Annotated in this window: 16 protein-coding genes and 1 riboswitch; of the genes, 7 read left to right on the forward strand and 9 right to left on the reverse strand. The window is 69.1% G+C overall.

The annotated features are described in order from the left end of the window. Positions 1-45: 45 nt before the first annotated feature. A complete protein-coding gene (locus AD72_RS20845) occupies positions 46-1,266 on the forward strand; it encodes an MFS transporter (protein WP_031468215.1) in 1,221 nt (406 codons plus the stop codon). A gap of 136 nt (positions 1,267-1,402) precedes the next feature. After that, on the forward strand, positions 1,403-2,737 hold the full coding sequence (locus tag AD72_RS20850) for a GGDEF domain-containing protein (protein WP_051898838.1): 1,335 nt from the start codon (positions 1,403-1,405) through the stop codon (positions 2,735-2,737). A gap of 37 nt (positions 2,738-2,774) precedes the next feature. Here AD72_RS20850 and AD72_RS20855 read toward each other — a convergent pair whose 3' ends face one another. The 4 genes from AD72_RS20855 to AD72_RS20870 form a co-directional block, all read right to left on the reverse strand. Then, positions 2,775-3,734 (reverse strand): 4-(cytidine 5'-diphospho)-2-C-methyl-D-erythritol kinase, encoded by a 960-nt coding sequence (locus AD72_RS20855; RefSeq protein WP_031468217.1) that lies wholly within the window; start codon positions 3,732-3,734, stop codon positions 2,775-2,777. Between the two features lie 28 nt (positions 3,735-3,762). Beyond that, entirely contained in the window at positions 3,763-4,776 is a 1,014-nt protein-coding gene (locus AD72_RS20860) for a methionine ABC transporter ATP-binding protein (protein ID WP_031468218.1), read from the reverse strand. Between the two features lie 164 nt (positions 4,777-4,940). Further along, positions 4,941-5,030: riboswitch (SAM riboswitch) on the reverse strand. Positions 5,031-5,098: 68 nt separating this feature from the next. Continuing rightward, a complete protein-coding gene (gene rsmA, locus AD72_RS20865) occupies positions 5,099-5,965 on the reverse strand; it encodes a 16S rRNA (adenine(1518)-N(6)/adenine(1519)-N(6))-dimethyltransferase RsmA (protein WP_031468219.1) in 867 nt (288 codons plus the stop codon). A gap of 66 nt (positions 5,966-6,031) precedes the next feature. Next, positions 6,032-8,290, reverse strand: a complete 2,259-nt coding sequence (locus AD72_RS20870; RefSeq protein WP_031468220.1) for a molybdopterin-dependent oxidoreductase — start codon at positions 8,288-8,290, stop codon at positions 6,032-6,034. 26 nt (positions 8,291-8,316) lie between these two features. On the opposite strand from AD72_RS20870, the gene AD72_RS20875 reads away from it, so the two are divergent. Then, positions 8,317-8,778 (forward strand): SRPBCC family protein, encoded by a 462-nt coding sequence (locus tag AD72_RS20875; RefSeq protein WP_031468221.1) that lies wholly within the window; start codon positions 8,317-8,319, stop codon positions 8,776-8,778. Positions 8,779-8,787: 9 nt separating this feature from the next. Here the strand turns inward: AD72_RS20875 and AD72_RS38060 are convergent, their stop codons facing one another. From AD72_RS38060 to AD72_RS20890, 3 genes are all read right to left on the reverse strand, one after another. Then, positions 8,788-10,272 (reverse strand): resuscitation-promoting factor, encoded by a 1,485-nt coding sequence (locus AD72_RS38060; RefSeq protein ID WP_037346738.1) that lies wholly within the window; start codon positions 10,270-10,272, stop codon positions 8,788-8,790. Between the two features lie 312 nt (positions 10,273-10,584). Next, the gene (locus tag AD72_RS20885; RefSeq protein WP_031468223.1) at positions 10,585-11,427 is read right to left on the reverse strand and encodes a TatD family hydrolase; all 843 of its coding nucleotides are present in this window, start codon (positions 11,425-11,427) and stop codon (positions 10,585-10,587) included. After that, on the reverse strand, positions 11,424-12,191 hold the full coding sequence (locus AD72_RS20890) for a hypothetical protein (RefSeq protein ID WP_031468224.1): 768 nt from the start codon (positions 12,189-12,191) through the stop codon (positions 11,424-11,426). The genes AD72_RS20885 and AD72_RS20890 overlap by 4 nt, the downstream gene beginning before the upstream one ends. A 120-nt stretch (positions 12,192-12,311) precedes the next feature. Here AD72_RS20890 and AD72_RS20895 point away from each other — a divergent pair, with 120 nt between their 5' ends. Then, on the forward strand, positions 12,312-12,761 hold the full coding sequence (locus AD72_RS20895) for an Lrp/AsnC family transcriptional regulator (RefSeq protein WP_031468225.1): 450 nt from the start codon (positions 12,312-12,314) through the stop codon (positions 12,759-12,761). Between the two features lie 5 nt (positions 12,762-12,766). Here AD72_RS20895 and metG read toward each other — a convergent pair whose 3' ends face one another. Next, positions 12,767-14,560: a methionine--tRNA ligase gene (gene metG, locus AD72_RS20900; protein WP_031468226.1), complete on the reverse strand. Its 1,794-nt coding sequence runs from the start codon at positions 14,558-14,560 to the stop codon at positions 12,767-12,769. Between the two features lie 55 nt (positions 14,561-14,615). Then, positions 14,616-15,245: a class I SAM-dependent methyltransferase gene (locus tag AD72_RS20905; protein WP_031468227.1), complete on the reverse strand. Its 630-nt coding sequence runs from the start codon at positions 15,243-15,245 to the stop codon at positions 14,616-14,618. 184 nt (positions 15,246-15,429) lie between these two features. Here AD72_RS20905 and AD72_RS20910 point away from each other — a divergent pair, with 184 nt between their 5' ends. The 3 genes from AD72_RS20910 (at position 15,430) to AD72_RS20920 (ending at position 20,825) form a co-directional block, all read left to right on the forward strand. Then, positions 15,430-16,434 (forward strand): daunorubicin resistance protein DrrA family ABC transporter ATP-binding protein, encoded by a 1,005-nt coding sequence (locus AD72_RS20910; RefSeq protein WP_031468228.1) that lies wholly within the window; start codon positions 15,430-15,432, stop codon positions 16,432-16,434. After that, entirely contained in the window at positions 16,424-17,185 is a 762-nt protein-coding gene (locus AD72_RS20915; RefSeq protein WP_031468229.1) for an ABC transporter permease, read from the forward strand. Before AD72_RS20910 ends, AD72_RS20915 begins: the two co-directional genes overlap by 11 nt. A gap of 310 nt (positions 17,186-17,495) precedes the next feature. Further along, the gene (locus AD72_RS20920) at positions 17,496-20,825 is read left to right on the forward strand and encodes a S8 family serine peptidase (protein ID WP_031468230.1); all 3,330 of its coding nucleotides are present in this window, start codon (positions 17,496-17,498) and stop codon (positions 20,823-20,825) included. The last annotated feature ends 13 nt before the right edge of the window (positions 20,826-20,838 follow it).

Here is a 20,838-nt window from a genome sequence, read left to right on the forward strand (position 1 = left end):
CCGTGTGCGGCGTCACGATCCGGACTGGGGGATATCTTGACCGAAGTGGACACCGAGCCTGCGAGATACCGGGATGTACTCGGCAACCGGGAGTACCGGTCGCTGTGGCTCGCCGACCTGTTCTCCATCATCGGCTCGCAGTCCGGCCGGGTCGCGCTCGGCTATCTGGTGCTGCTGGAGACGAATTCCGCCGCGCTGACCGGGCTTGCCTTCGGCATGACCTACGGCGGGGCGCTGCTCGGCGGGATCCTGCTCTCCAGCCTCGCGGACCGGTTCCCGCGCCGCGCCGTGCTGATCCTCGCCGATCTCGTGCGGGCCGCGCTGATGGTCGTGGTCGCGATTCCCGGGGTGCCGATCTCCGCGTTGTGCGTGCTCGTCGGGCTGGTGTCGTTCGTGGAGGCACCGTTCAAGGCCGGACAGATGGCACTGATCGCGGATGTGCTCCCCGGTCGCGCCTACCTCACCGGACTCGCGGTGCGGTCGATGACCAATCAGACGGGACAGATCGCGCTGTTCCCGCTCGTCGGGCTCGCCCTCACCGTGGTCGAGCCACGGCTGGTCCTGCTGTTCAACGCGGTCACCTTCGTCCTTTCCGGGCTGGTGACCTGGATCGGGGTGCGCCCACGGCCCGCCCCGGACAGTGCGGAGCGCAGCCATGGGGAAGGCTTCGTCCGTTCCGCGGTCTCCGGGGCGCACACCCTGTTCGCCAACGGCGCGCGGCGGGCCCTGCTCGCGTTCGGTGTGCTCAGCGGCCTGTTCATCGTGTACGAGGGGCTCGCCGTGCCGTACGCGCGCGAGCTCAGCACGAACACGATCGCGCTCGGCATCCTGCTCGCCGCGGACCCGATCGGCGCGGTGCTCGGCTCGATCCTGTGGACCAAGCTGATCCGGCCGCACTGGCACGAACGGCTGCTCAGCCTGGTCGTGCTCGGCGCCGGGGCACCGCTGCTGGTCAGCTTCGCCCATCCCGGGCTCGCGGTGGCCGCGGTCAGCTTCCTCATCGCGGGGGTGTGCGGCGCGGTGACCCTGCTGCAGGCCACGAACTCGCTGGTCGACCGGGTTTCCGCGGGCACGAGGGCGCAGTCGCTCGGGCTGCTCAACGCGGGCATGAACACCGTGCAGGGCATCGGCCCGCTACTCGGCGGAGTCATCGCCGACCGGCTGAGTACCGCCACGGCGGTCGGGATCATGGGTGCCGTGGGCATCCTGCTGGCAATACCGCCCATCCTCGCCTGGCAGCTTGCCCAGGTGAGTGAGCGGAAATGAATAGAACCGTCGGTTACGTGCGGTTACGCATCGTGCTGCGCCTCCTCCGACGTCTGCCCAGGTACTCACGTCGATCGCATGTCCCGGCTATGGTAGGCAGACCCTGTTGGCCATGCCAATGCCCAAGGTTGCGAGTATGACCACTCCCACCTCGCAGGCCGAGCCCGAAGAACCCGGATCCACCGGGATCAGTTTCGATCCCCGCCGGTGGACCTGCTGGCAGTGGCCGCTCGCCTGGCGGTGGTACACGGCAGCCGCGATAGCCGGGGTCCTCGTCGTGACCGTGCTCAGCGCGCTGCGAGCCGGTCAGGGCAGTACGAACTGGGCGGTCTTCGGGATCATCCTGGTACTCGGCATCGCACAGGGCGAACTGTCCCGCGGGGTCGAGCGCTCCCGGCGCAGCCTCAGCGGACAGACGCACATCGACTTCCTCGCGATCTGGGTCGTGCCCGCCACCCTGCTGCTGCCGGTCTACCTGATCACGGTGATCTTCGGGGTCCTCTATCTGCACCTGTGGTTTCGCAGCTGGCGGCCCTCGAAGACCGCGCCGCTGGCCCGCATCGTCTCCGGTGCCTGTCTCGGACTGCTCGCCTGCTCGGCGGCGCACCTGGTCAGCGAGTCACTGCTCGCCGGGCAACCGATCGGCGAGGTCTCCGCCGAACGGCTGGGCACCGCGATCCTGGTCGCCGCGGCGGTGTTCGAACTGATCGACGCGGTCGCGATGGCGATCTCGATCAAGCTGCGGGACCGCGAGGCACACGGGTTCACCGCGCTGTTCGGTTCCGCGGACGACAACCTGCTCGAGGCGACCACCCTGTGCCTGAGCGTGCTCGCCGCCTTCGTGCTCGCACTGTTCCCGTTCGCCGCGGTGATCGTGCTGGTGCCGACCGCCACGCTGCACCGCACGGTGCTGACCAAGCAGCTGGAGAAGGCGGCCTCCACCGACGGGAAGACCGGGCTGGCGAACGCAGCCGCGTGGAACATGGCCGCGGAACGGACCTTCGCCCTCGCCAGGCGCAATCAGCTGCAGGTCGGCCTGCTGATGATCGACCTGGACTTCTTCAAACGGGTCAACGACGACTACGGGCACTACGCGGGCGACGATGTGCTCGGCGCGGTCGGCACGATGTTGCGCACCGAGGTCCGGACCTTCGACCTGGCCGGGCGGTTCGGCGGGGAGGAGTTCGCGGTGCTGCTGCCCGCGGCCGATCTGCGGGAGGCGATGGCGATGGCCGAACGCATCCGGGTCCGGGTCACCGAACTGGCGGTGGCCAGCGAGAACACCGCGGGGGAACCGGTCACGATCGACTCGCTGACCGCCTCGGTCGGCGTCGCGATGTACCCGTTGCACGGGCAGAAGGTCCGCGACTGCCTGCGCGTCGCCGACCAGCACGTGTACGCGGCGAAATGCCAGGGACGCAATCGCGTTGTCGGCTTCGGGCACGGCGAGGGCAGTATCTCGGCGCTCTGAGTTCCCCGCGCCCCGGAAGACTCCACCCGCTCCGGACTCAGGCGTGCACCTCGGGCGGAGTCGGCCGCGGTGTCTCGTCCCCGCCGACCAGCCGCGCACCCGGAACCGGGCCGGAGGCCACCCGGACACCCGCGCAGGTCCCGGTCGCGGCCAGCTCGGTGGCGACCTGACCGGCCGCCTGCTCGCCCGAGCAGAGGAACGCGCAGGACGGGCCGGATCCGGAGACGATCCCGGCCAGCGCGCCCGCGTCCACCCCGGCGCGCAGGGTCCGGCGCAGCCCGGGCCGCAACGAGACCGCCGCCGCCTGCAGGTCGTTGCCCAGCAGCAGGGCGAGCTGTCGCGGGTCCCCGCTGGCGAGCGCTTCGAGCATGGGCTCCACATCGCCGAGCCGGTTGAGTTTTCCCGCCGCGCGCAGGCGGTCGAGCTCGCCGTACACCCGCGGGGTACCGAGTCCCTCGGCGTCCACCGCGATCACCCAGTGGAAGGTGTGCCTGGAAAGCACCGGAACCAGCTGGTCCCCGCGCCCGGTACCGAGCGCGGTCCCGCCGTGCAGCATGAACGGCACATCCGCGCCCAGCCCGGCGGCGATCCCGGCCAGCTCGTCGCGCCCGATCTCGAGGCGCCACATGGCCGCGAGCCCGAGCAGCGTGGCCGCGGCGTCCGCGCTCCCCCCGGCCATCCCGCCGGCGACCGGGATGCCCTTGTCGATGAGCACCCGGATCCGCTCGGTGTCCCTGCCCGCGTACTCGGCGAGCGCGCACACCGCCCGCCAGGCGAGATTGGACCCGTCCGCGGGAACCTCGGCCGCGGCCTTGCCGCGCACCTCGACTCCGGCCTCGTCCCCGATCGCGACGGTGACCTCATCGGTCAGCGAGAGCGCCTGGAACACGGTGCACAGGTCGTGGTAACCATCCGAACCAGGGTCGGCGACCGCGAGATGCAGGTTCACCTTCGCGGGAACGCGCACGGTCACCGGCGGTGGGACAACGGAAAGCACGTATCCCACCCTACCGGTCGTCCTGCGGCTAAGCGGCGAGCGCGGCCGGACCACCCGCGATGTCCCCGCGCACCACACCACCGTGGTCGGCGATCCAGTTCAGCGCGTGCCCGGCGTTCTCCCCGTCGACCCCGAGCAGGAACCGTGCCACCGGGGTGTCGCCGAACCGGGTCAGTCCACCGCCGACCGTGGCCAGGGTGACGCCGAACCTGCTGGCCGCCTCCGGAAGCAGCGCGCCGACCGTGGCGAACCCGACGAGCACGACCTCGGCGAGCACATCGTGACGGCGGGCGATCCCGCGCGGTTTGGTGATCTCGGGCAGTACGGCCTCGGCGAGCTCGCCGGTCGGATCGGCGGCCACCCCGAGCAGGCTGCCCTGCGCGACGAGCCGGCCGGAGCGCAGCACGGCGAGGTCGTCGGCGACCCGGCGCACCGGTCCCGGGTTGTCGGTGAGCAGCAGCACGGAGGTGCCGTATTCGGCGCGGGCCCGGTCGAGCACGGTCAGCACGCCCGCCGTGCCCTGGGCGTCGGTGTCCGCGGTCGGCTCGTCCGCGATGAGCACGCCCGGCGAGGTGGCGAGGGCCCGCGCGATCGCCACCCGGTTGCGCTGCCCGTCGGTGAGCTGGTCTACGCCGTGCGCGGCGCGCTCGGAGAGGCCGATCAGGTCGAGCAGCTCGCCGACCTTGCGCTTGCGGTTCGGGCCGTCCACGCCAGCCTGCTCGAGCGGGAGGGCGATGTTGCCCGCGACGGTGCGCTGGCGCAGCAGGGAGTCCTTGCCGGGCACCACGCCGACCTGGCGGCGGGCGTTGCGCAGCTCCCGCCCGCCGAGGGTGCGCAGATCGGTGCCGTCGATGCGCACCGCCCCGCGGTCCGGGCGTTCGGCACCGGCGACGACCTTGGCCAGGGTGGACTTGCCGGAGCCGGAGGTCCCGAGCACGCCGTAGACCGAGCCCGGCTGCACATCCAGGTTCACGTCATCGAGGGCGAGCACACGGTTACCGTTGGTACTGAAAGATTTGGTCAAGTGTTCTACTGTGATCACGGGTGAGCTCCACGTCATGGCGCGCAGAAGCGCCGAGAGGGGAAAGTTTCAGGCTGGGAAACTCACGCGTGACGACAGCCGGTGGCCGTCCGGCGGCACTGATCGACTACCCGGCGCTCGGTGAACCGCCAGTCCGGGGCCTGTTCTCGAAGGTGCATCATGTCCCTCCATCGGTCCTGGCGGAAGCACCTGCCGGTGACCGGTGGTTGCTGCGGCGTCGACGAGCCAGGTCTCTCGGCCGCTCGGGATGGAATAACCGTCTAAAAGTGAACACCGAAACGGCGGCCGAGCACAAGTCCCCGACCGTTCCGAGTCCGACACATCACAGTTGGGAATAACCGGCGCCGGCCCGCTGTTGCAAGATCAATTCAGCGAATTGCGCGACGGTGAGCGCTTCCCCACGGGTCGAGGGCTCGATTCCCGCGGCGCGCAGCAGCCGTTCGGCCTCGGCAGCGGAACCCGCCCAGCCGGCGAGCGCGGCACGCAGGGTCTTGCGCCGCTGCGCGAACGCGGCGTCCACGGCCGCGAACACCGGCTCCCGCGGCAGCTCCGCGGGCGGATCGGTACGGCGCAACCGCACCAGTTTGGAGTCCACGTTCGGCACCGGCCAGAACACCGATCGCGGCACCGATCCGGCCGGACAGGCCCGCGCGTGCCAGGCGATCTTCACGCTGGGCACCCCGTACTCGCGCGATCCGGGCCCGGCCACCATCCGGTCGGCGACTTCGGCCTGCACCATCACCAGCGCGGTGCGCACGCTCGGCAGTTCGGCCAGCAGGTGCAGCACCACCGGGACCGCGATGTTGTAGGGCAGGTTCGCCACCACCGCGGTCGGCACGGCGGGCAGCTCGGCCGCGGTCAGCCGCAGCGCGTCGCGGTGCAGCACATGCGCGCGCCCGGCGTGTTCGGGCACGTGCTCCGCGATCGTGGCGGGCAGCCGGTTCGCCAGCGTCTCGTCCACTTCGACCGCGATCACTTCGGCCGCGGCGGGCAACAGCGCCAGGGTCAGCGAGCCGAGGCCGGGGCCGACCTCGAGCACCACATCCTCGGGTCCGAGCTCCGCGCTCGCCACGATGCGGCGCACGGTGTTCGGGTCGTGCACGAAGTTCTGTCCGAGGCGTTTGGTCGGCCGCACCCCGAGTTCCTCGGCGAGCGCGCGGATCTCGGCTGGACCTAACAGTTCGGGCACCCGGCAATGGTACGGCGTGCTCAGCTGCCTCTTCCCTCAGCCGCCCCAGCCTCAGCCGCCGCTGTCTCAGCCACCCGGCCGCTCCGGAGCGGAGTGCGCGCGCAGTGGCGGCGGCTCGCCGTCGTAGGAGCTGACCTCGACCATCGCGTGCTGACCGGTGCACGCCTGGGCGAGGGTGGAGGTCGGCCGGTCCGCGGTGAGCACATTGGGGTTGCCGTGCCCGCAGAAGGCGGGGTCCTCGGGATCGGGGTCGTACCAGGCGCCGGTGGACAACTGCACCACCCCCGGAGCGACCTCTTCGCTGAGCACCAGCCCGGCGAGGCAGCGCCCGCGCGCATTGTGCAGCAGCACCGGCTCGCCCTCGCGCAGTCCCCGCGCCTCGGCGTCGGCGGGATGCATGCGGACCGGTTCGCGATCGGCGACCTTGGCCGAGCGGCTGTGCTCGCCGACATCGAGCTGGCTGTGCAGGCGGGTGCGCGGCTGGTTGGCGATCAGGTGCAGCGGATAGCCGCTGTGCCACTCCTCGGGTTCGAACCACATCGGATGGCCCTGGCAGTCCGGGTACCCGAATCCCGCGATGGTCTCCGAGTAGATCTCGATCCGCCCGCTCGGCGTGCGCAGGGGGTTCCGCTGTGGATCGGCCCGGAAATCGGCGAGCAGCACCCGTTCCGGTTCGTAGAGCGGCACCTCGATCGGCTCCCCGGACCAGAACTCGTCGAAACCGGGGAGCTCGTGTCCCAGCGTGGCCAGCCGATCCCGCCAGTCCTGGTAGAGATGCCGTAGCCACTCGCCCGCGGTGCGGCCCTCGGTGAACCGCCCGGCCACCCCGAGCCTTCCGGCGAGCTCGGCGAACACCGTGTAGTCGTCCCTGGCCTGTCCCGCCGGTTCGGTGAGCGCGGGCATCGGGAACAGCGTCGGATCGTTGCCCCCTGATCCGTAGTCGTCCCGCTCGATCGCCATGGTGGTCGGCAGCACGATGTCGGCATGCCGGGCGCTCGCGGTCCAGAACGGATCGTGCACCACGACCGTGTCCGGCCGGCCGAAGGCCCGCCGCAGCCGCGCCAGGTCCTGGTGGTGGTGGAACGGGTTGCCACCCGCCCAGTAGACGAGCCGGATGTCCGGGTACTCGCGGTGTTGCCCGTCGAACTCGTAACGCTGCCCGGGATGCAGCAGCATGTCCGCGATGCGCGCGACCGGGATCGAATCCTCGACCGGGTTCGTTCCCTGGCTCAGTCGCGGCGCCGAGGCCACCGTGGGCGGTTTGCCGACATCCCCGGTGGATCCGTACCCGTGCCCGAACCCGCCACCGGGCAGGCCGAACTGACCCAGCATCGCGGCGAGCACGATGCCCATCCACACCGGCTGCTCCCCGTACTGCTGGCGCTGCAGCGACCAGCTCACGCTGATCAGGGTGCGCGAAGCGGCCATCTCCCTGGCCAGTGACCGGATCCGGCCGGCCGGTATCCCGGTGACGCGTTCCGCCCATTCCGGGGTCTTGTCCGCCAGGTAGGGGGCGAACCGTTCGTAGCCGACCGTGCAGCGCGCCAGGAATTCCCGGTCGCACAGGTCCTCGGTCTCGAGCACGTGCGCGATGGCGAGCATCAGAGCGGTGTCGCTACCCGGAATCGGTGCCAGCCATTCCGCGCCGAGGGCGCCGAACGTGTCGTCGCGCAGCGGGCTGAGGGACACGAAGCGGCAGCCGCGATCATGCGCGGCCGAGAGCCAGGAACCGAGATCGTGCCGCCCGATCCCGCCCGGGGCGACGGCCGAGTTCTTCGGCGAGAGCCCGCCGAACGCCACGAACAGTTCGGTGTGCCTGGCGAGCACCGAGGACGAGGTGCCGGAGAGCAGATTGCCCATGCTGCCGAGCACCCGCGGCACGAGCACCCCGGACGCCCCGTAGCTGTAGTTCTGTTCGGAGCGGACGTAGCCGCCGAGCGTGTTCAGGAACCGGTGCACCTGGGACTGGGCGTGGTGGAACCGGCCCGCGCTGCTCCAGCCGTACGAACCGCCGTACACCGCGCGTGGGCCGTGCTCGGCGTAGACGCGGCGCAGTTCCCCGGCGAGCAGATCCAGCGCGGTATGCCAGGAGACGGGGACGAACTCCTCGCCACCGCGCTCGGCGGGGCCTGGGCCGCCGTCGAGCCAGCCCTTGCGGATGTGCGGCCGGTCGATGCGCGCCGGATGGTGCTGCGCCGAGGCGATGTTGCCGAGGATCGGGCTCGGTGCGGGATCGGCGCGCCACGGCCGCACCTCGGTAAGCCGTTTGCCGTCGCTCTCGGCTTCGAACGCACCCCAGTGCGCCAGCTGTACGGTCACCGTCACCTCCGCGAACGCCGTACCATCCCGCCATGTTGACGGTACAGGTCACCGAGACGATCGGCTGCGCTCCAGAGGAACTGCTCACGTTCGTGATGGACATCGAGCGCTACGCGGAGATCGACCGGAAGATCCGGCCGGTGCACTGGGTGCGCCGCGCGGGCGACTACACCGAGTTCGGCTGCCGTGGCCATCTCGCCGGGATCCCCACACCGAAGGTGGTTCAGTGGATGCGGGTGACTCCCGGGCAACGGGTGGACATCGGCCTCGCCGGGCCGCCACGCAACCGGCTGACCCGGATGCTCGCCGAGTTCACCGCGAGCTTCGAGGTCACCGCGACCGGAGACGGGCGCACCCGGGCGGTGCGCACCCTGAACTTCACCTTCCGTCCGCCACTGCGCCGCATAGCCGAACCGCTGCTCCGCGAGCGTCTCACCGCCGAGGTACGCGAGGAGATGACGCTGGCGAAGCAGCGGCTGGAGGGCTGCTCGTGAGTGCCGGGCTCAGTCCATGCCGAGCTTGCCCGCGCACTCCCAGGGCTGCAGGCCACGGGCGGCCTTGACCTTGTTGGCGATGTCGATCTGCTGTGCCTTGCTGGCCTGGTCCGCGCGCGGGGCGTACTTGCCGCCACCGTTGGACTGCCAGGTCGGAGTGTTGAACTGCAGACCGCCGTAGTAACCGTTGCCGGTGTTCGCCGACCAGTTGCCGCTGGACTCGCACTGCGCGATCCGGTCCCACAGCGCGCCGTTGCTGATCGAGGGCTCGGGCTTCTTCTTGGTGCCGACGTGGATGACCTTCGGCTTGGGGTCGCTGACCTTCTTGACGCCGAGCTGTTCCCGCTTGGTCTCCTTGCCGTTCACATCGGTGATCCGGTAGGTGACGATCTGCTTTCCGGGGGTCCCGGGATCGGTGACCTTCTGCTCGCCCTCGTACATCGAGTCGTCGTCGACCTTCTGCACCGGCGGGTCGATGTCCTCGTTCTGGTTGATGACCTTGACACCCGAGCGGGAGATCATCACCTGCGAACCGTTGGTCAGCTTGACGTCGGCGCCGGGGCTGACGGTGTCCTTCGGGCCAAGCGGCAGGTTCAGCGACTTCAGCAGCTCGCCGACGGTCACCGCGTGCGTGTCCACCATCCGCGGCTTGTTGGCGCCGTCCAGGATCTGGATCGCCTTGAGGGTCTTGACCTCGATGTTCTGCCCACCGAGCGGGATCTGGCTGTCCGGACGGGTGGAGATCCACGCGTTGTTGGTGTTGATCTGCAGATCCTGCAGCGCTTGGCCGACGCTCTCCGCGTGCACCCAGTGCTGCTGCTGCACACCGTCCACGGTGACGCTGAGCTGGCGGCCGCGGTCGAGGGTGACCGTGCCACCGTCGGAGACCGAAGCGTTCGGCGAGGGGGACAGCGTGTCGTGCGGGCCCGCCTTGAGCCCTTCGCTCTCCAGCACACCCTCCACGTTGTCCGCGAAGGTGTGCACGGTCTTGGTCTTGCCGTCCACGTTCAGGTTGACGGTCTTGTTCATCGTGGCCGCCGCGGCACCACCACCGGCCGCGGAGAGCAGCACGGCGCCGATCGTGGCGCGCAGGAATCGCTTGCGCCACGGGGAAAGGGCCGTGCGCGGTTCGGCCTTGCGCTCGCCTTCCTCGGCCTCGGGGTCCGCAGTGGACACTCCGGCGAGGGCTGCCTCGATCTCGGCCTCGGTCTGCTCGTCGATGCGCGGCAGCAGCATCGTCTCGGCGTTGAGCAGGCCGACGAGCTCGTCCATGTCCAGATCGGACGCCGCGAGGAGATCGTTGGCGTCCTCTCCGAGGACGTCCATGACGTCCTCGGTGGTCACCGAGAACGGGGAACCGGAACCGGCCGGGGTGGCCTGCAGGTCACCGCGCCAGACGGTGGTCCATTCACCGGAGATCTCTGTTTCACGGGGAGCGGGAAGCTTCGGGTTGCTGTCGAGCAGGAGCGTGCTGCGCCTGCGGCTCGCGGTCACCGGATCCTTACCTCCGAAAGGCTTTCGCGCGGCATCGCCGACAGACATGAGGTATGGCAACAGTGCTGCCTACCCATGCGCTGCATGCGACCTACGCGAATACTCGTTCGTCTGTGGTCCCGAGCCAGCGTCGTCCCCAACACCCAAATGAACCAGCGGTGTGAGCATTCCCCGACGCACGCCGACGTGACTGCGGGTGAGACATCAATCAGCAGCAAGATTCGGGGTACTGCCGGTCTCTGCCTCGGTCACGGGACCGTAACGGGTCCACGGCGGCAATGCAAACACCCGGTTGGCATAACGTGTCGCCCGTCACAACGGCGGAAGTCCGTAGGCGCGTTCGGCATTGCCACGCACCGTGATCGCGAGTTCCGCTTCCCCGACGTCTCGCAGCGCCGCGAGCCCGCGCAGCGTGTAGGCCGCGCAGTACGGCTCGTTCGGCCTTCCACGGTAAGGATGCGGGGTCAGGAACGGTGCGTCGGTCTCGACGAGCAGCAGATGCTCCGGCGCGATCCGGGCCGCCTCGTGCGATGCGGTCGCATTACGGAAGGTCACTGTTCCCGAGAAAGAAAGGAAATATCCGGCATCCGTGGCGCGCCGTGCGATTTCCGCGTCCCCGGAAAAGCAATGCAGAATCACCGTATCGGGGGGCGTCCGATTCGCCAGGATTTCCAATACATCCTCGTGCGCGTCCCGGTCGTGGATCATCAGTGGTTTACCGGTCCGCTTCGCCAGGTCTATATGCCATTCGAAGGCTTCGCGCTGCGCGTCCGCATCGGCCACCGGATGGTCCAGCCCGCCGACCGAGGGCCAGTAGTAGTCCAGCCCCGTCTCCCCGATCGCCACCACCCGCGGATGCCCGGCGAGCTCCTCCAGCTCCGCCCGCTCCCGGTCACCGAACACCGAGGTACGGGTCGGATGCAGGGCCACCGCCGCGTAGACCCGCTCATCGGCCTCCGCCGCCTCGGTCACCCAGCGCGCCGAATCCAGATCGTCGGCGACCGTCACCACGCGCGAGATCCCCGCGGCGTTCGCCCGGTCCAGTACCTCGGTCATGTCCGCGGCGCAGGCGTCCAGATGGGTGTGCGCATCGATGATCGGCTCGGCGAGCGGTTCCGGAACCGGTGGTGCTTCGCGGCTTTTCTCCTTACTCACGGAGTCAGTATCCTGCGCGACCGCAGAACCCCGGCGCCGCCCCCGAACAGGACGGTGGCGCAGGCGAACACGGCCGCGAGCCAGACCGGGAGCACCGGCAGCAGCAGGAGCAGGCAGACCAGAAAGGCCAGTGTCCACGGGATGCCGCCGAGCAGTCCGTGCACGAGCTCGACCGGTCCGCGTACCCCGTCGGCGCGGTGGGTGAACACGAGCAGCACGGAGGCCAGCGCCGGGAAGGCGGCGAGCACCCCGGCGACCTGAGCACCGAGCAGACTGGCGGCCAGGCCCAGCCCGAGCACCACGGCGGTACTGAGCACCGCACGGGCGGGCAGTTCCCAGGCGGGCATGCTCGGCACGACCGACGGTACCCGCCGCGTCCGCACGAACAGGAGCACGCCGAGGAACACGAGCATCGCGAGCAGCAGCGCGAGCAGTGGACCGGGAGCGAACAGGGTGAGCACGGCGGCAGCGGCCGCGCAGGCGAGGGTGGCCGCGCCCAGGGAGACCGGCCAGCGGAACCGGGTGGCGCACCGGAGGTAGACGGGATAGAAGACGAGCGCCGCGGGCATCCCGAGCAGTACCCCGCGGGCCGCCGAGCAGGCCTGTCCGGGGCCCTGGGTCGCGGCGAGGATGAGCAGGAACGGTCCGGTGGTCAGCGGCAGCGCGGCCAGACGGCCACCGAGCAGGTGACCCCAGCGACGCTGGACGAACGAGACGAGCAGCACGAGTGCCGGGGTGAGCAGGGCTTTGAGCACGATGTCCACGTGCCTCGATGTTGCCGGGAAACCGGCCGAGTTTGGCTAGCGATCACCGGCCGGTATCGCGGTTCGGCCGAGATATCATCGCCATGTCGGAAAGTTCACCGAATTATTCGCGAGGCCGCAATGGACGCAACCGACCGCAAGCTGATCGCCCTGCTACTCGAGGACGCCCGGCTGACCTATCAGGAGCTGGCCAAATCGGTGCGGATGTCGGCGAACACCGTCGCCGACCGGGTGCGCAGGCTGCGCGCCGCCGGGATCATCTCCGGATATCACGCGAAGCTCGACCACACCCGGCTCGGCAGGCCACTGGTACTCGTCAGCGATCTGCGGCTGCGCGAGGGCTACGACAACGAGCGCTTCCACGAATCGGTCACGAGCATCCCGCAGATCTTCGAGGCCTTCCGCACCACCGGCGAGTACGACTACCAGATCCGGGTCGCGTGCACGGGCACCGCGGATTTCGAGCAGGTGATCGCCACACTCAAACGCGATCACGGGGTCCGCGAGGTGCGGTCCCGGCTGCTGCTCCGCGAGATCCCCATGCCCGCGGCACGGCTTCTGGAGTCCTGACCGGCTCAGCCCGGGATGGGCGCGAAATCCGGGCCGGTCTCGCCCAGTTTCGGGTCCAGCTTCGGGAACAGCGGCTTCGGTTTGCTCAGCGGGGTTCCCGGCTCGGGCGGGCTGGACGCCCAGTGCGCCTTCTCGTTCGCGTAGTCCCCGTGCAGGATCGGGTTGATCTGACCGGCGACATCCAGATCCTCCACTTCGGACAGTTGCGGCTGCGCGGCCCAGGTTCCGGTCCCGCCGAGCAGTTCGTGCACTTTCTGCGCGGCGTGCGGCAGGAACGGGGTGAGCATGGTGTTGGCGTCGGAGACCACGTGCAGCGCGGTGTTCAGCACGGTGTCCCGCCGATCCGGGTCGTCGCCCAGTTTCCACGGCTCCATGTCGGAGATGTAGCGGTTGCACGCGGTCACCACGCGCATGGCCTCGGTGGAGGCCGCGCGGAACCGGGAGTGCCGCAGGTGCTCGCCCACGGTGTCGAATGCCTTGCGGGACAAGGCTTTCAGTTCCTCGTCGGCCTGCTGCGGGGCACGCGCGGCCGGTACCGAGCCCACGTTCTTGTAGGACAGCGAGACCGCGCGGTTGACCAGGTTTCCCCATTCGTTGGCGAGCTCGAAATTGCTGCGCCGGACGAATTCCTCCCAGGTGAAGTCCGCGTCCTGGTTCTCCGGCCCGGCCGCGGCGATGTAGTAGCGCAGCAGATCCGGCCCGAATTCGCGCAGGAAGTCGTTCACGTAGATCACGGTTCCCCGTGAGGTGGAGAATTTGGAACCGCTCATGGTGAGGAATTCCGAGGAGACGATCTCGTCCGGCAGCCGCAGTTTCCCGTACGGCCCGGTGACCCCGCCACGATCGCCCTCGCCGTTGTGCCCGAGCAGCAACGCGGGCCAGATCTGGGCGTGGAAGGTGATGTTGTCCTTGCCCATGAAGTAGTAGCCGCGCGCGTCCTCGTTCAGCCAGAACCGCTGCCACGCGTCCGGGTCCCCGTTGCGGCGCGCCCATTCCACGCTCGCCGAGAAGTAGCCGATCACCGCGTCGAACCACACGTAGAGCCGCTTCATCGGCTGATCGCGCCAGCCGTCGAGCGGAATGGGCACCCCCCAGTCGAGATCGCGGGTCATCGCGCGGGGACGCATGTCGTCGACCAGATTGCGCACGAACTTGAGCACGTTCGGCCGCCATTCGGTTTTCCCGGCGAGCCATTTCCCGAGCGTCTCGGTGAACGCGGGAAGGTCGAGGAACAGGTGCTCGGTCTCGACGAACTCCGGCTTCTCCCCGTTGACCCGGGAGCGCGGGTTGATCAGGTCGGTGGGGTCGAGCTGGTTCCCGCAGTTGTCGCACTGGTCCCCGCGCGCCCCGTCGTAGCCGCAGATCGGGCAGGTGCCCTCGATGTAGCGGTCCGGGAGGGTGCGGCCGGTGGACGGGCTGACCGCGCCGGTGGTCGTCTTGGGCACGATGTACCCGTTGCGGTAGAGCGCGAGGAAGATGTCCTGGGTGACCTTGTAGTGGTTCCCGGTGGTGGTCCTGGTGAACAGGTCGTAGGACAGGCCGAGACCGCGCAGGTCCTCGTGGATCTTCCAGGCGTACTTGTCCGCGGTCGCGCGCGGGCTCAGCCCCTCGGCCTCCGCCTGCACCTGCATCGGTGTCCCGTGCTCATCGGTGCCGGAGACCATCAGCACCGGGTGACCGGCCATGCGCATGTACCGGGAGAACACGTCGGAGGGGACGCCGAAACCGGAAACATGGCCGATGTGCCGGGGCCCGTTGGCGTACGGCCAGGCCACGGCGGTCAACACGGGATTCTGCATAGTCACAGCCTACGAACCCCCGCCGAGCGCGCGCGAACCGGTTTCGGTCTCCCCGTTACCCGATCGGCCTGCGGCAGACGTAGCTCAGCGCGGGCGGCCAGTTGCGCCAGATCACCCGGGTGGTGATCACCTCTTCGAAGGTCTCGCCGAGCAGCCTCCGGAACCGCCGCGCGCTCGGCTGGGCGAGGGTGTTGTAGCAGGCCATGGTGGTGAACACGCCGTCTTCGGCGAGGCTGCCCGCGATCACCTCGAGCAGGCTGCGCTGCGTCGGCTCGGCGAAGTTCGACCAGGGCAGGGTGCTGACCACGGCATCCGCGCTGTCCAGCCCGCGTTCAGCGAGCAGGGTGGGCAGCTGGGCGGCGTCCGCGTGCGCCACATCCAGATCGGGAAGCACCGACTGCAGGTAGCGCACCATCCGCTCGTCCACCTCGACGGCGATGTGCTGCCCGTTTCCGTTCAGCCGCTCCCGCACGGCCCTGCTCACCGGACCGGTGCCCGGCCCGAGCTCCACGACCGCCAGCTCTCCGCCCGAGGGCACCACCGAGGCCAGGCGCCGCGCGAGTCTGCTACCCGTCGGCCCGATCCCGCCGATCACCGACGGGTTGCGCAGTGCGGCAGCCAGAAATGCCTTGCCTGCCGAGCCCGGGCGGGCCTTGGGTTGCTGAAGCAAGTCGAGCATCGTCATGTACCCAGTTTCATCACAAACCCGGCGGCAGTCATTAGTGCGGGGGGCACTAATGCGGTAGAGCCAGCTCACCCTACTAAGCGTAAGAAAGGCCGTACGCTGGTAATTCGACTTGACGACGTGGCGATACTCGCAGCAGCAGTTACTCCTTCCGAGTTAGCTGCCGACTACCGATGGGGACCGAATGATCACCACACGCGGCCTTGCCCGCACTTTCACCAGTCGCAGTCGCTCCGGGCGCACCACCGTCGAAGCGGTGCGCGGAGTGGACATCGAAGTCGCCGAGGGCGAACTGATCGGTTTTCTCGGGCCGAACGGCGCGGGGAAGACCACCACATTGCGCATGCTGACCACCCTGCTCACCCCGACCGCGGGTGAGGCGACCGTCGCCGGATGCGATCTGCGCACCGATCCGCTCGGGGTGCGCAAGCGGATCGGCTACGTCTCCCAGTCCGGGGGCGCCACCGCCGAGGCCAAGGTCGGCGAGGAACTCGTGCTCCAGGGCCAGTTCTACCGGATGCCCGCGGCCAGGGCCCGGGACCGCGCCGCCGAGCTGATCGAGCAGCTCGACCTCCGCGGCCTCGACGACCGGCGCTGCCGCACCCTCTCCGGCGGGCAACGGCGCAGGCTGGACATCGCCATGGGGCTCATCCACGAGCCGAGGCTGGTCTTCCTGGACGAGCCGAGCACCGGGCTCGACCCGCAGAGCAGGGCGAACCTGTGGGACCACATCCGCAAGCTGCGCAATGAGCAGGGCGCCACGGTGTTCCTCACGACCCACTACCTGGACGAGGCGGACGCGCTCTCCGACCGGATCATCGTCATCGACAACGGCGCGATCGTCGCCGAGGGCACCCAGGACGAGCTGAAGTCCCGGGTCGCCGGGGACGCGGTGCGGTTCACCGTGGACACCGAGCACGCCGCCCGCGCGGCCACGATCGCCGAGCGGCTCAACGGGGCCCGCGAGCTGTCCACCGCGGACGGCGAGGTGTTCCTGCGGGTGCCGCGCGGCGACACCGCCATGCCCGAACTGCTGCGCGCGCTCGACGCCGAGCACATCACCATGACCGCGATGAGCGTGCAGCGGCCGACCCTGGACGACGTTTTCCTCACCTTCACCGGGCGCAGCCTGCGCGAGGCCGAGGCGCCGGACACCGAGACCACGAAGGAGCACGCCGATGTTGCGTGACGCCGCGCTGATGTTCAAACGGGACGCCCGACTGGGGCTGCGCAGCCCCGCCTGGATCGGCGTCTCGCTGATGCAGCCACTGCTGTACCTGCTGTTCTTCGGACCGTTGATGGAGAAGATCGTGGCCAGCACTCCGGGATTCCCGCCGGGGAACGCCTGGCAGATCCTGGTTCCCGCACTCGTGGTGCAGCTCGGCCTGTTCGCGAGTTCCTTCGCCGGATTCGGGATCCTCGCCGACATCCGGACCGGCACGCTCGAGCGCTTCCGGGTCACCCCTGCCTCCCGCGCGGGACTGCTGCTCGGCAAGGTCGGGTACAACATCGCCCAGCTGCTCGTGCAGGCCGCCCTGATCATCGTGGTCGCGGTGCTGTTCTTCGGGTTGCGCGCCCCGTTCGGCGGGATCGTGCTCACCCTGGTGCTCGCCGCGTTCCTCGGTGCCACGCTCGCCTCGGCCTCGTACGCGCTGGCCCTTGTCATCCGCAACGAGCAGGCCTTCCCCGCCATGCTGCAGACGGTACTGATGCCGTTGTTCCTGCTTTCCGGGGTGATGATTCCGATTACCACCGGGCTGGCCCCGAACTGGCTCTACATCATCTCGCGGATCAATCCGTTCTCCTATGTCATGGAGGCGGAGCGGGCCGCGTTCCGGGCCGCCACCGACGGACTGTTCACCGGAATCATCGTGCTCGCGGTACTGACCGTGCTCGCGGTCTGGTGGGGCACCCGCACCTTCCAAAAGGAAAACGCTTAGCTAGCGGTCATGAGCGGACTTGCTTGGCGGATCCGGTGGCGGAACCCCGCCGCGGTGCCGGCGGGCAGCCGGGTAAATGCGGCTTCGCCGCTGAGAAAAGGACTATGCGCGGGCCTTGGTGGGAATGTGAATCCGCCGCGCCGGAAAATACGGACATTCCGCACTAATTCCGCCCTTCCGTGCCGCGGTGAAACCACCGATCGACCCCTTGCGTGATGCCCCTCGGTGTTCAATAGTCATCTCCGTTCATTCTCGGAGAGGACGCAGGGACATGCAGGGAAAAAATTCGCGATGCAGAGTTTCGCGCTCCGTGCGCAACTCGATCGCCGCGGTGACCGCGGCGGCCATGTTCGCGAGCATGGCCGCCGCCGGCCAGGCCGCGGCCGCACCGCAATCGGGGAATGCCGGTGACGGCACCGAATCCGTTATCGTGATGTTACGCGATCAGCTGGCGCAGCAACCGGCGACGCGTTCGGCCGAACGCCGCGGCGCGGCGGCCAAGGCACAGAACACGATCCTCGGCAAACTACTCGGGCCGAAACCGCGCGATATCAAGCATTTCACGCTCGGCAACGCATTCGCCGCCACGGTGACCAAACAACAGGCCGCCGCGCTCTCCGCGAATCCGGCGGTCGCGAGCGTCACCAAGGACGCGAAGATCGCCGCACCGGAATCCGGGCCCGATTCCGCCGCACGGCAATCGGGGAACGCGGCGAAGACTCCCCCGGCCCGTACCCAGCCGGGAAATCAGACCTGCCCCAAGGATCCGGGTAAACCACTCGTCGAACCGGAGGCACTCGGTTCCATCAACGCGGCGACGAAACCGAACAGCGCCGATCAGCTCGCCTCGGGCAACGGCGTCAAGGTCGGATTCCTCGCCGACAACATGAACCCCAACTACGCGGATTTCGTCCGCGCGGACGGCAGCAAGGTATTCGCCGACTACAAGGATTTCTCCGGCAGCGGGCCGAACACCAAGGAAGCGGGCGCCGAGGCGTACGGGGACGCTTCCTCGATCGCCGCACAGGGCCGGGTGGTGCACGACCTCTCCACCGTGGTGAACCAGAAACACCCGCTGCCCAAGGGATGCAACGTGGTGGTGCGCGGGGTGTCCCCGGGCGCGAGCCTCGTCGGGCTGAACGTGTTCGGCAACGGATCCACGGATTCGGCGATCCTGCAGGCGATCGATTACGCGGTGACCGTCGATCACGTCGACGTGCTCAACGAATCGCTCGGTTCCAACCCGTATCCGGACGCGGGCACCCGCAACATGGTCAAGGTGTTCAACGACAACGCGGTGCGCGCCGGCGTGACCGTGACCGCGTCGAGCGGGGACGCGGGGATCACCGGGACGATCGGTTCCCCCGCCGCGGACGACCCCAATGTCATCGCGGTCGGCGCCACGACCGACAACCGGCTCTACGCGCAGACCGGGTACGCGGCCTTCGGCTTCTCCAACGGGAAATGGGTCAACGACAACATTTCCGCGCTGTCCTCCTCCGGATTCACCACGAACGGGCGCACCATCGACCTCGTCGCGCCCGGCGAGGGGAACTGGGCCGACTGCGAACCCTCCTACGCGGAATGCCAGAACTTCCAGTCCCCACCGAAGGGCGCGGATCTGCAATCCTTCGGCGGGACAAGCGAATCCGCACCGCTGACCGCCGGGGTGGCCGCGCTGGTCATCCAGTCCTATCGGGACACACACGGCGGGGCGAGCCCGAATCCGGCGCAGGTGAAGCGATTCATCACCTCCAGCACCAAGGATCTCGGGCTGCCTTCGGACGAACAGGGAACCGGACTGCTGGACGCGCGCGCCGCCGTGGAGGCCGCGCGCGGTGACTCGTCGAGCCTGGCGGTGCACACCGACCAGCTCGATCTGCAGGGCAAGCCGGGAAGCACCGAGCAGGGCACGGTGACGGTCACCAACAACGGCTCGAAGCCGCAGACCGTCGCGCTCGGTACCCGGGATTTCGCCGAACAGTCCGGAAACACCATCCAGGACACCTTCGACGCCAAGCACGGTGAGCCGTTCGCCAACTTCGACGGTTCGGCGTGGACGGCGAAGAAGCTCCGGTTCGACGTGCCACAGGGCGCCGACCGGCTGATGACCCAGCTGGCCTGGCAGGGCGGAGCGCACAAGGTGATCCGGATGTCGCTGCTCGCCCCGGACGGCACCTTCGTGGCGAACTCCCGGCCACAGGGCGGTGAGCAGAGCGCCGACTACGCCAATGTGGACGTGCGCAAACCGGCGGCCGGAAAGTGGACCGCGGTGCTCTACTCCGCGGCGGACGGAGCGGGCAGCTACACCGGCCCGGTCAAACTGCACACCAGCACCCAGCGAGCCGTTCCGCACGGCCAGGTCACCACTCCGTTGCTGCACCTCGCCCCGGGCCAGAGCGCCCCGGTCGGCGTGCGGATGCCGATTCCGGCCGACAGCGGGGACACCAGCGCGGCGGTGACCATCGGCAGCGCGGGCGGGCACCAGACCTCGGTCCCGGTCGTCCTGCGCAGCCTGGTGACCGACGGGTTCTCCGGCACGATCACCGGTGGCAACGCGCGGGCCTCCTCGCCGGGGCAGACGTTCAGCTACGGCTTGGACGTGCCCGCGGGCAAACGCGACCTCGACGTCTCGCTCCAGCTGGCGAAGGACCCGGGCGACCTGGTCGACGGGATCCTCGTGGACCCGAACGGCGAGACCGCGGGCGTCAGCTCGAACAACGTGCCGACCGGCGACGGGAACTACAAGCAGGGCAAGGGAATGCAGCTGTTCCACGCGAACCCGATACCCGGCCGCTGGAAGCTGATCGTCGTCGTGCAGAACCCGGTCAGCGGTAAGGACATCAGCCAGCGGTTCACCGGCACGGTCGGGTACGACAAGCTGACCGCGAAGGCCGACGGGCTGCCGGGCGGCACCGCGGAACTCGCCCCCGGCAAGGCGGCGACGGCGACCGTGCACGTCACCAACCCGGGTGTCGCGCCGATCGCGGTCGGGCTGGACGCACGTGGCAACGACACCATGACCCAGCAGGCGAATCCGGTCGCCGGGCAGGGCGAGGTGGATCTGCCGCAGCCGCCCGAGCAGGGTCCCGGCTATCTGGTTCCGCCGGACACTCGCGCGCTCACGGCGGTGTCCTCGGCGAGCGTGCCCGCACAGCTGCAGGTGCAGAACCCGACCGCGGGCATCGAGCAGTTCGGTGATCTGGACGAGAGCAAGGCCGGTTCCACGGTCTCGTCCACCCGGATCGAGGAATCCACCGGCGGGCTCGGCCTCGGGACCTGGCCGGTCTCGGTGCAGGAGATCGGGCCGTTCGGTGCTTCCGGGGCGCCCAAGGGGCACGCGAGCATCACCGCCTCACTGGAGACGGCGAGCTTCGACCGGACGGTGACCTCCTCCACGGGTGACCCGTTCCTGCCCTCGGTGGATCCGGCGGCCAAGAAGGCCAGCCCGCTGGTGATCCAGCCGGGGCAGACCGCGGACATCGCGGTGACGATCACCCCGGGCAAGGCCGGCTCGCACGTGGCCGGGCACCTGAACCTGGTAACCGAACCCGGGGTCCCGGCCGGTTCCGGGGGCATCCCCGGCGAGAGCACCGGTGAGGTGATCGCGACCCTGCCCTACTCGTACACGGCAGGCTGATCCGTTCAGAGGG

The organism is Sciscionella sediminilitoris, from assembly GCF_000737195.2.
In the GTDB taxonomy this organism is placed as follows: Bacteria; Actinomycetota; Actinomycetes; order Mycobacteriales; family Pseudonocardiaceae; genus Sciscionella; species Sciscionella sediminilitoris.

Bases quoted from the DNA above. Each gene is read 5' to 3' on its own strand.
- AD72_RS20875 (WP_031468221.1), top strand. From the start codon at position 8,317: ATGTTGACGGTACAGGTCACCGAGACGATCGGCTGCGCTCCAGAGGAA.
- AD72_RS20895 (WP_031468225.1), top strand. From the start codon at position 12,312: ATGGACGCAACCGACCGCAAGCTGATCGCCCTGCTACTCGAGGACGCC.
- AD72_RS20905 (WP_031468227.1), bottom strand. From the start codon at position 15,245: ATGACGATGCTCGACTTGCTTCAGCAACCCAAGGCCCGCCCGGGCTCG.
- AD72_RS20915 (WP_031468229.1), top strand. From the start codon at position 16,424: ATGTTGCGTGACGCCGCGCTGATGTTCAAACGGGACGCCCGACTGGGG.
- AD72_RS20910 (WP_031468228.1), top strand. From the start codon at position 15,430: ATGATCACCACACGCGGCCTTGCCCGCACTTTCACCAGTCGCAGTCGC.
- metG (WP_031468226.1), bottom strand. From the start codon at position 14,560: ATGCAGAATCCCGTGTTGACCGCCGTGGCCTGGCCGTACGCCAACGGG.
- AD72_RS20850 (WP_051898838.1), top strand. From the start codon at position 1,403: ATGACCACTCCCACCTCGCAGGCCGAGCCCGAAGAACCCGGATCCACC.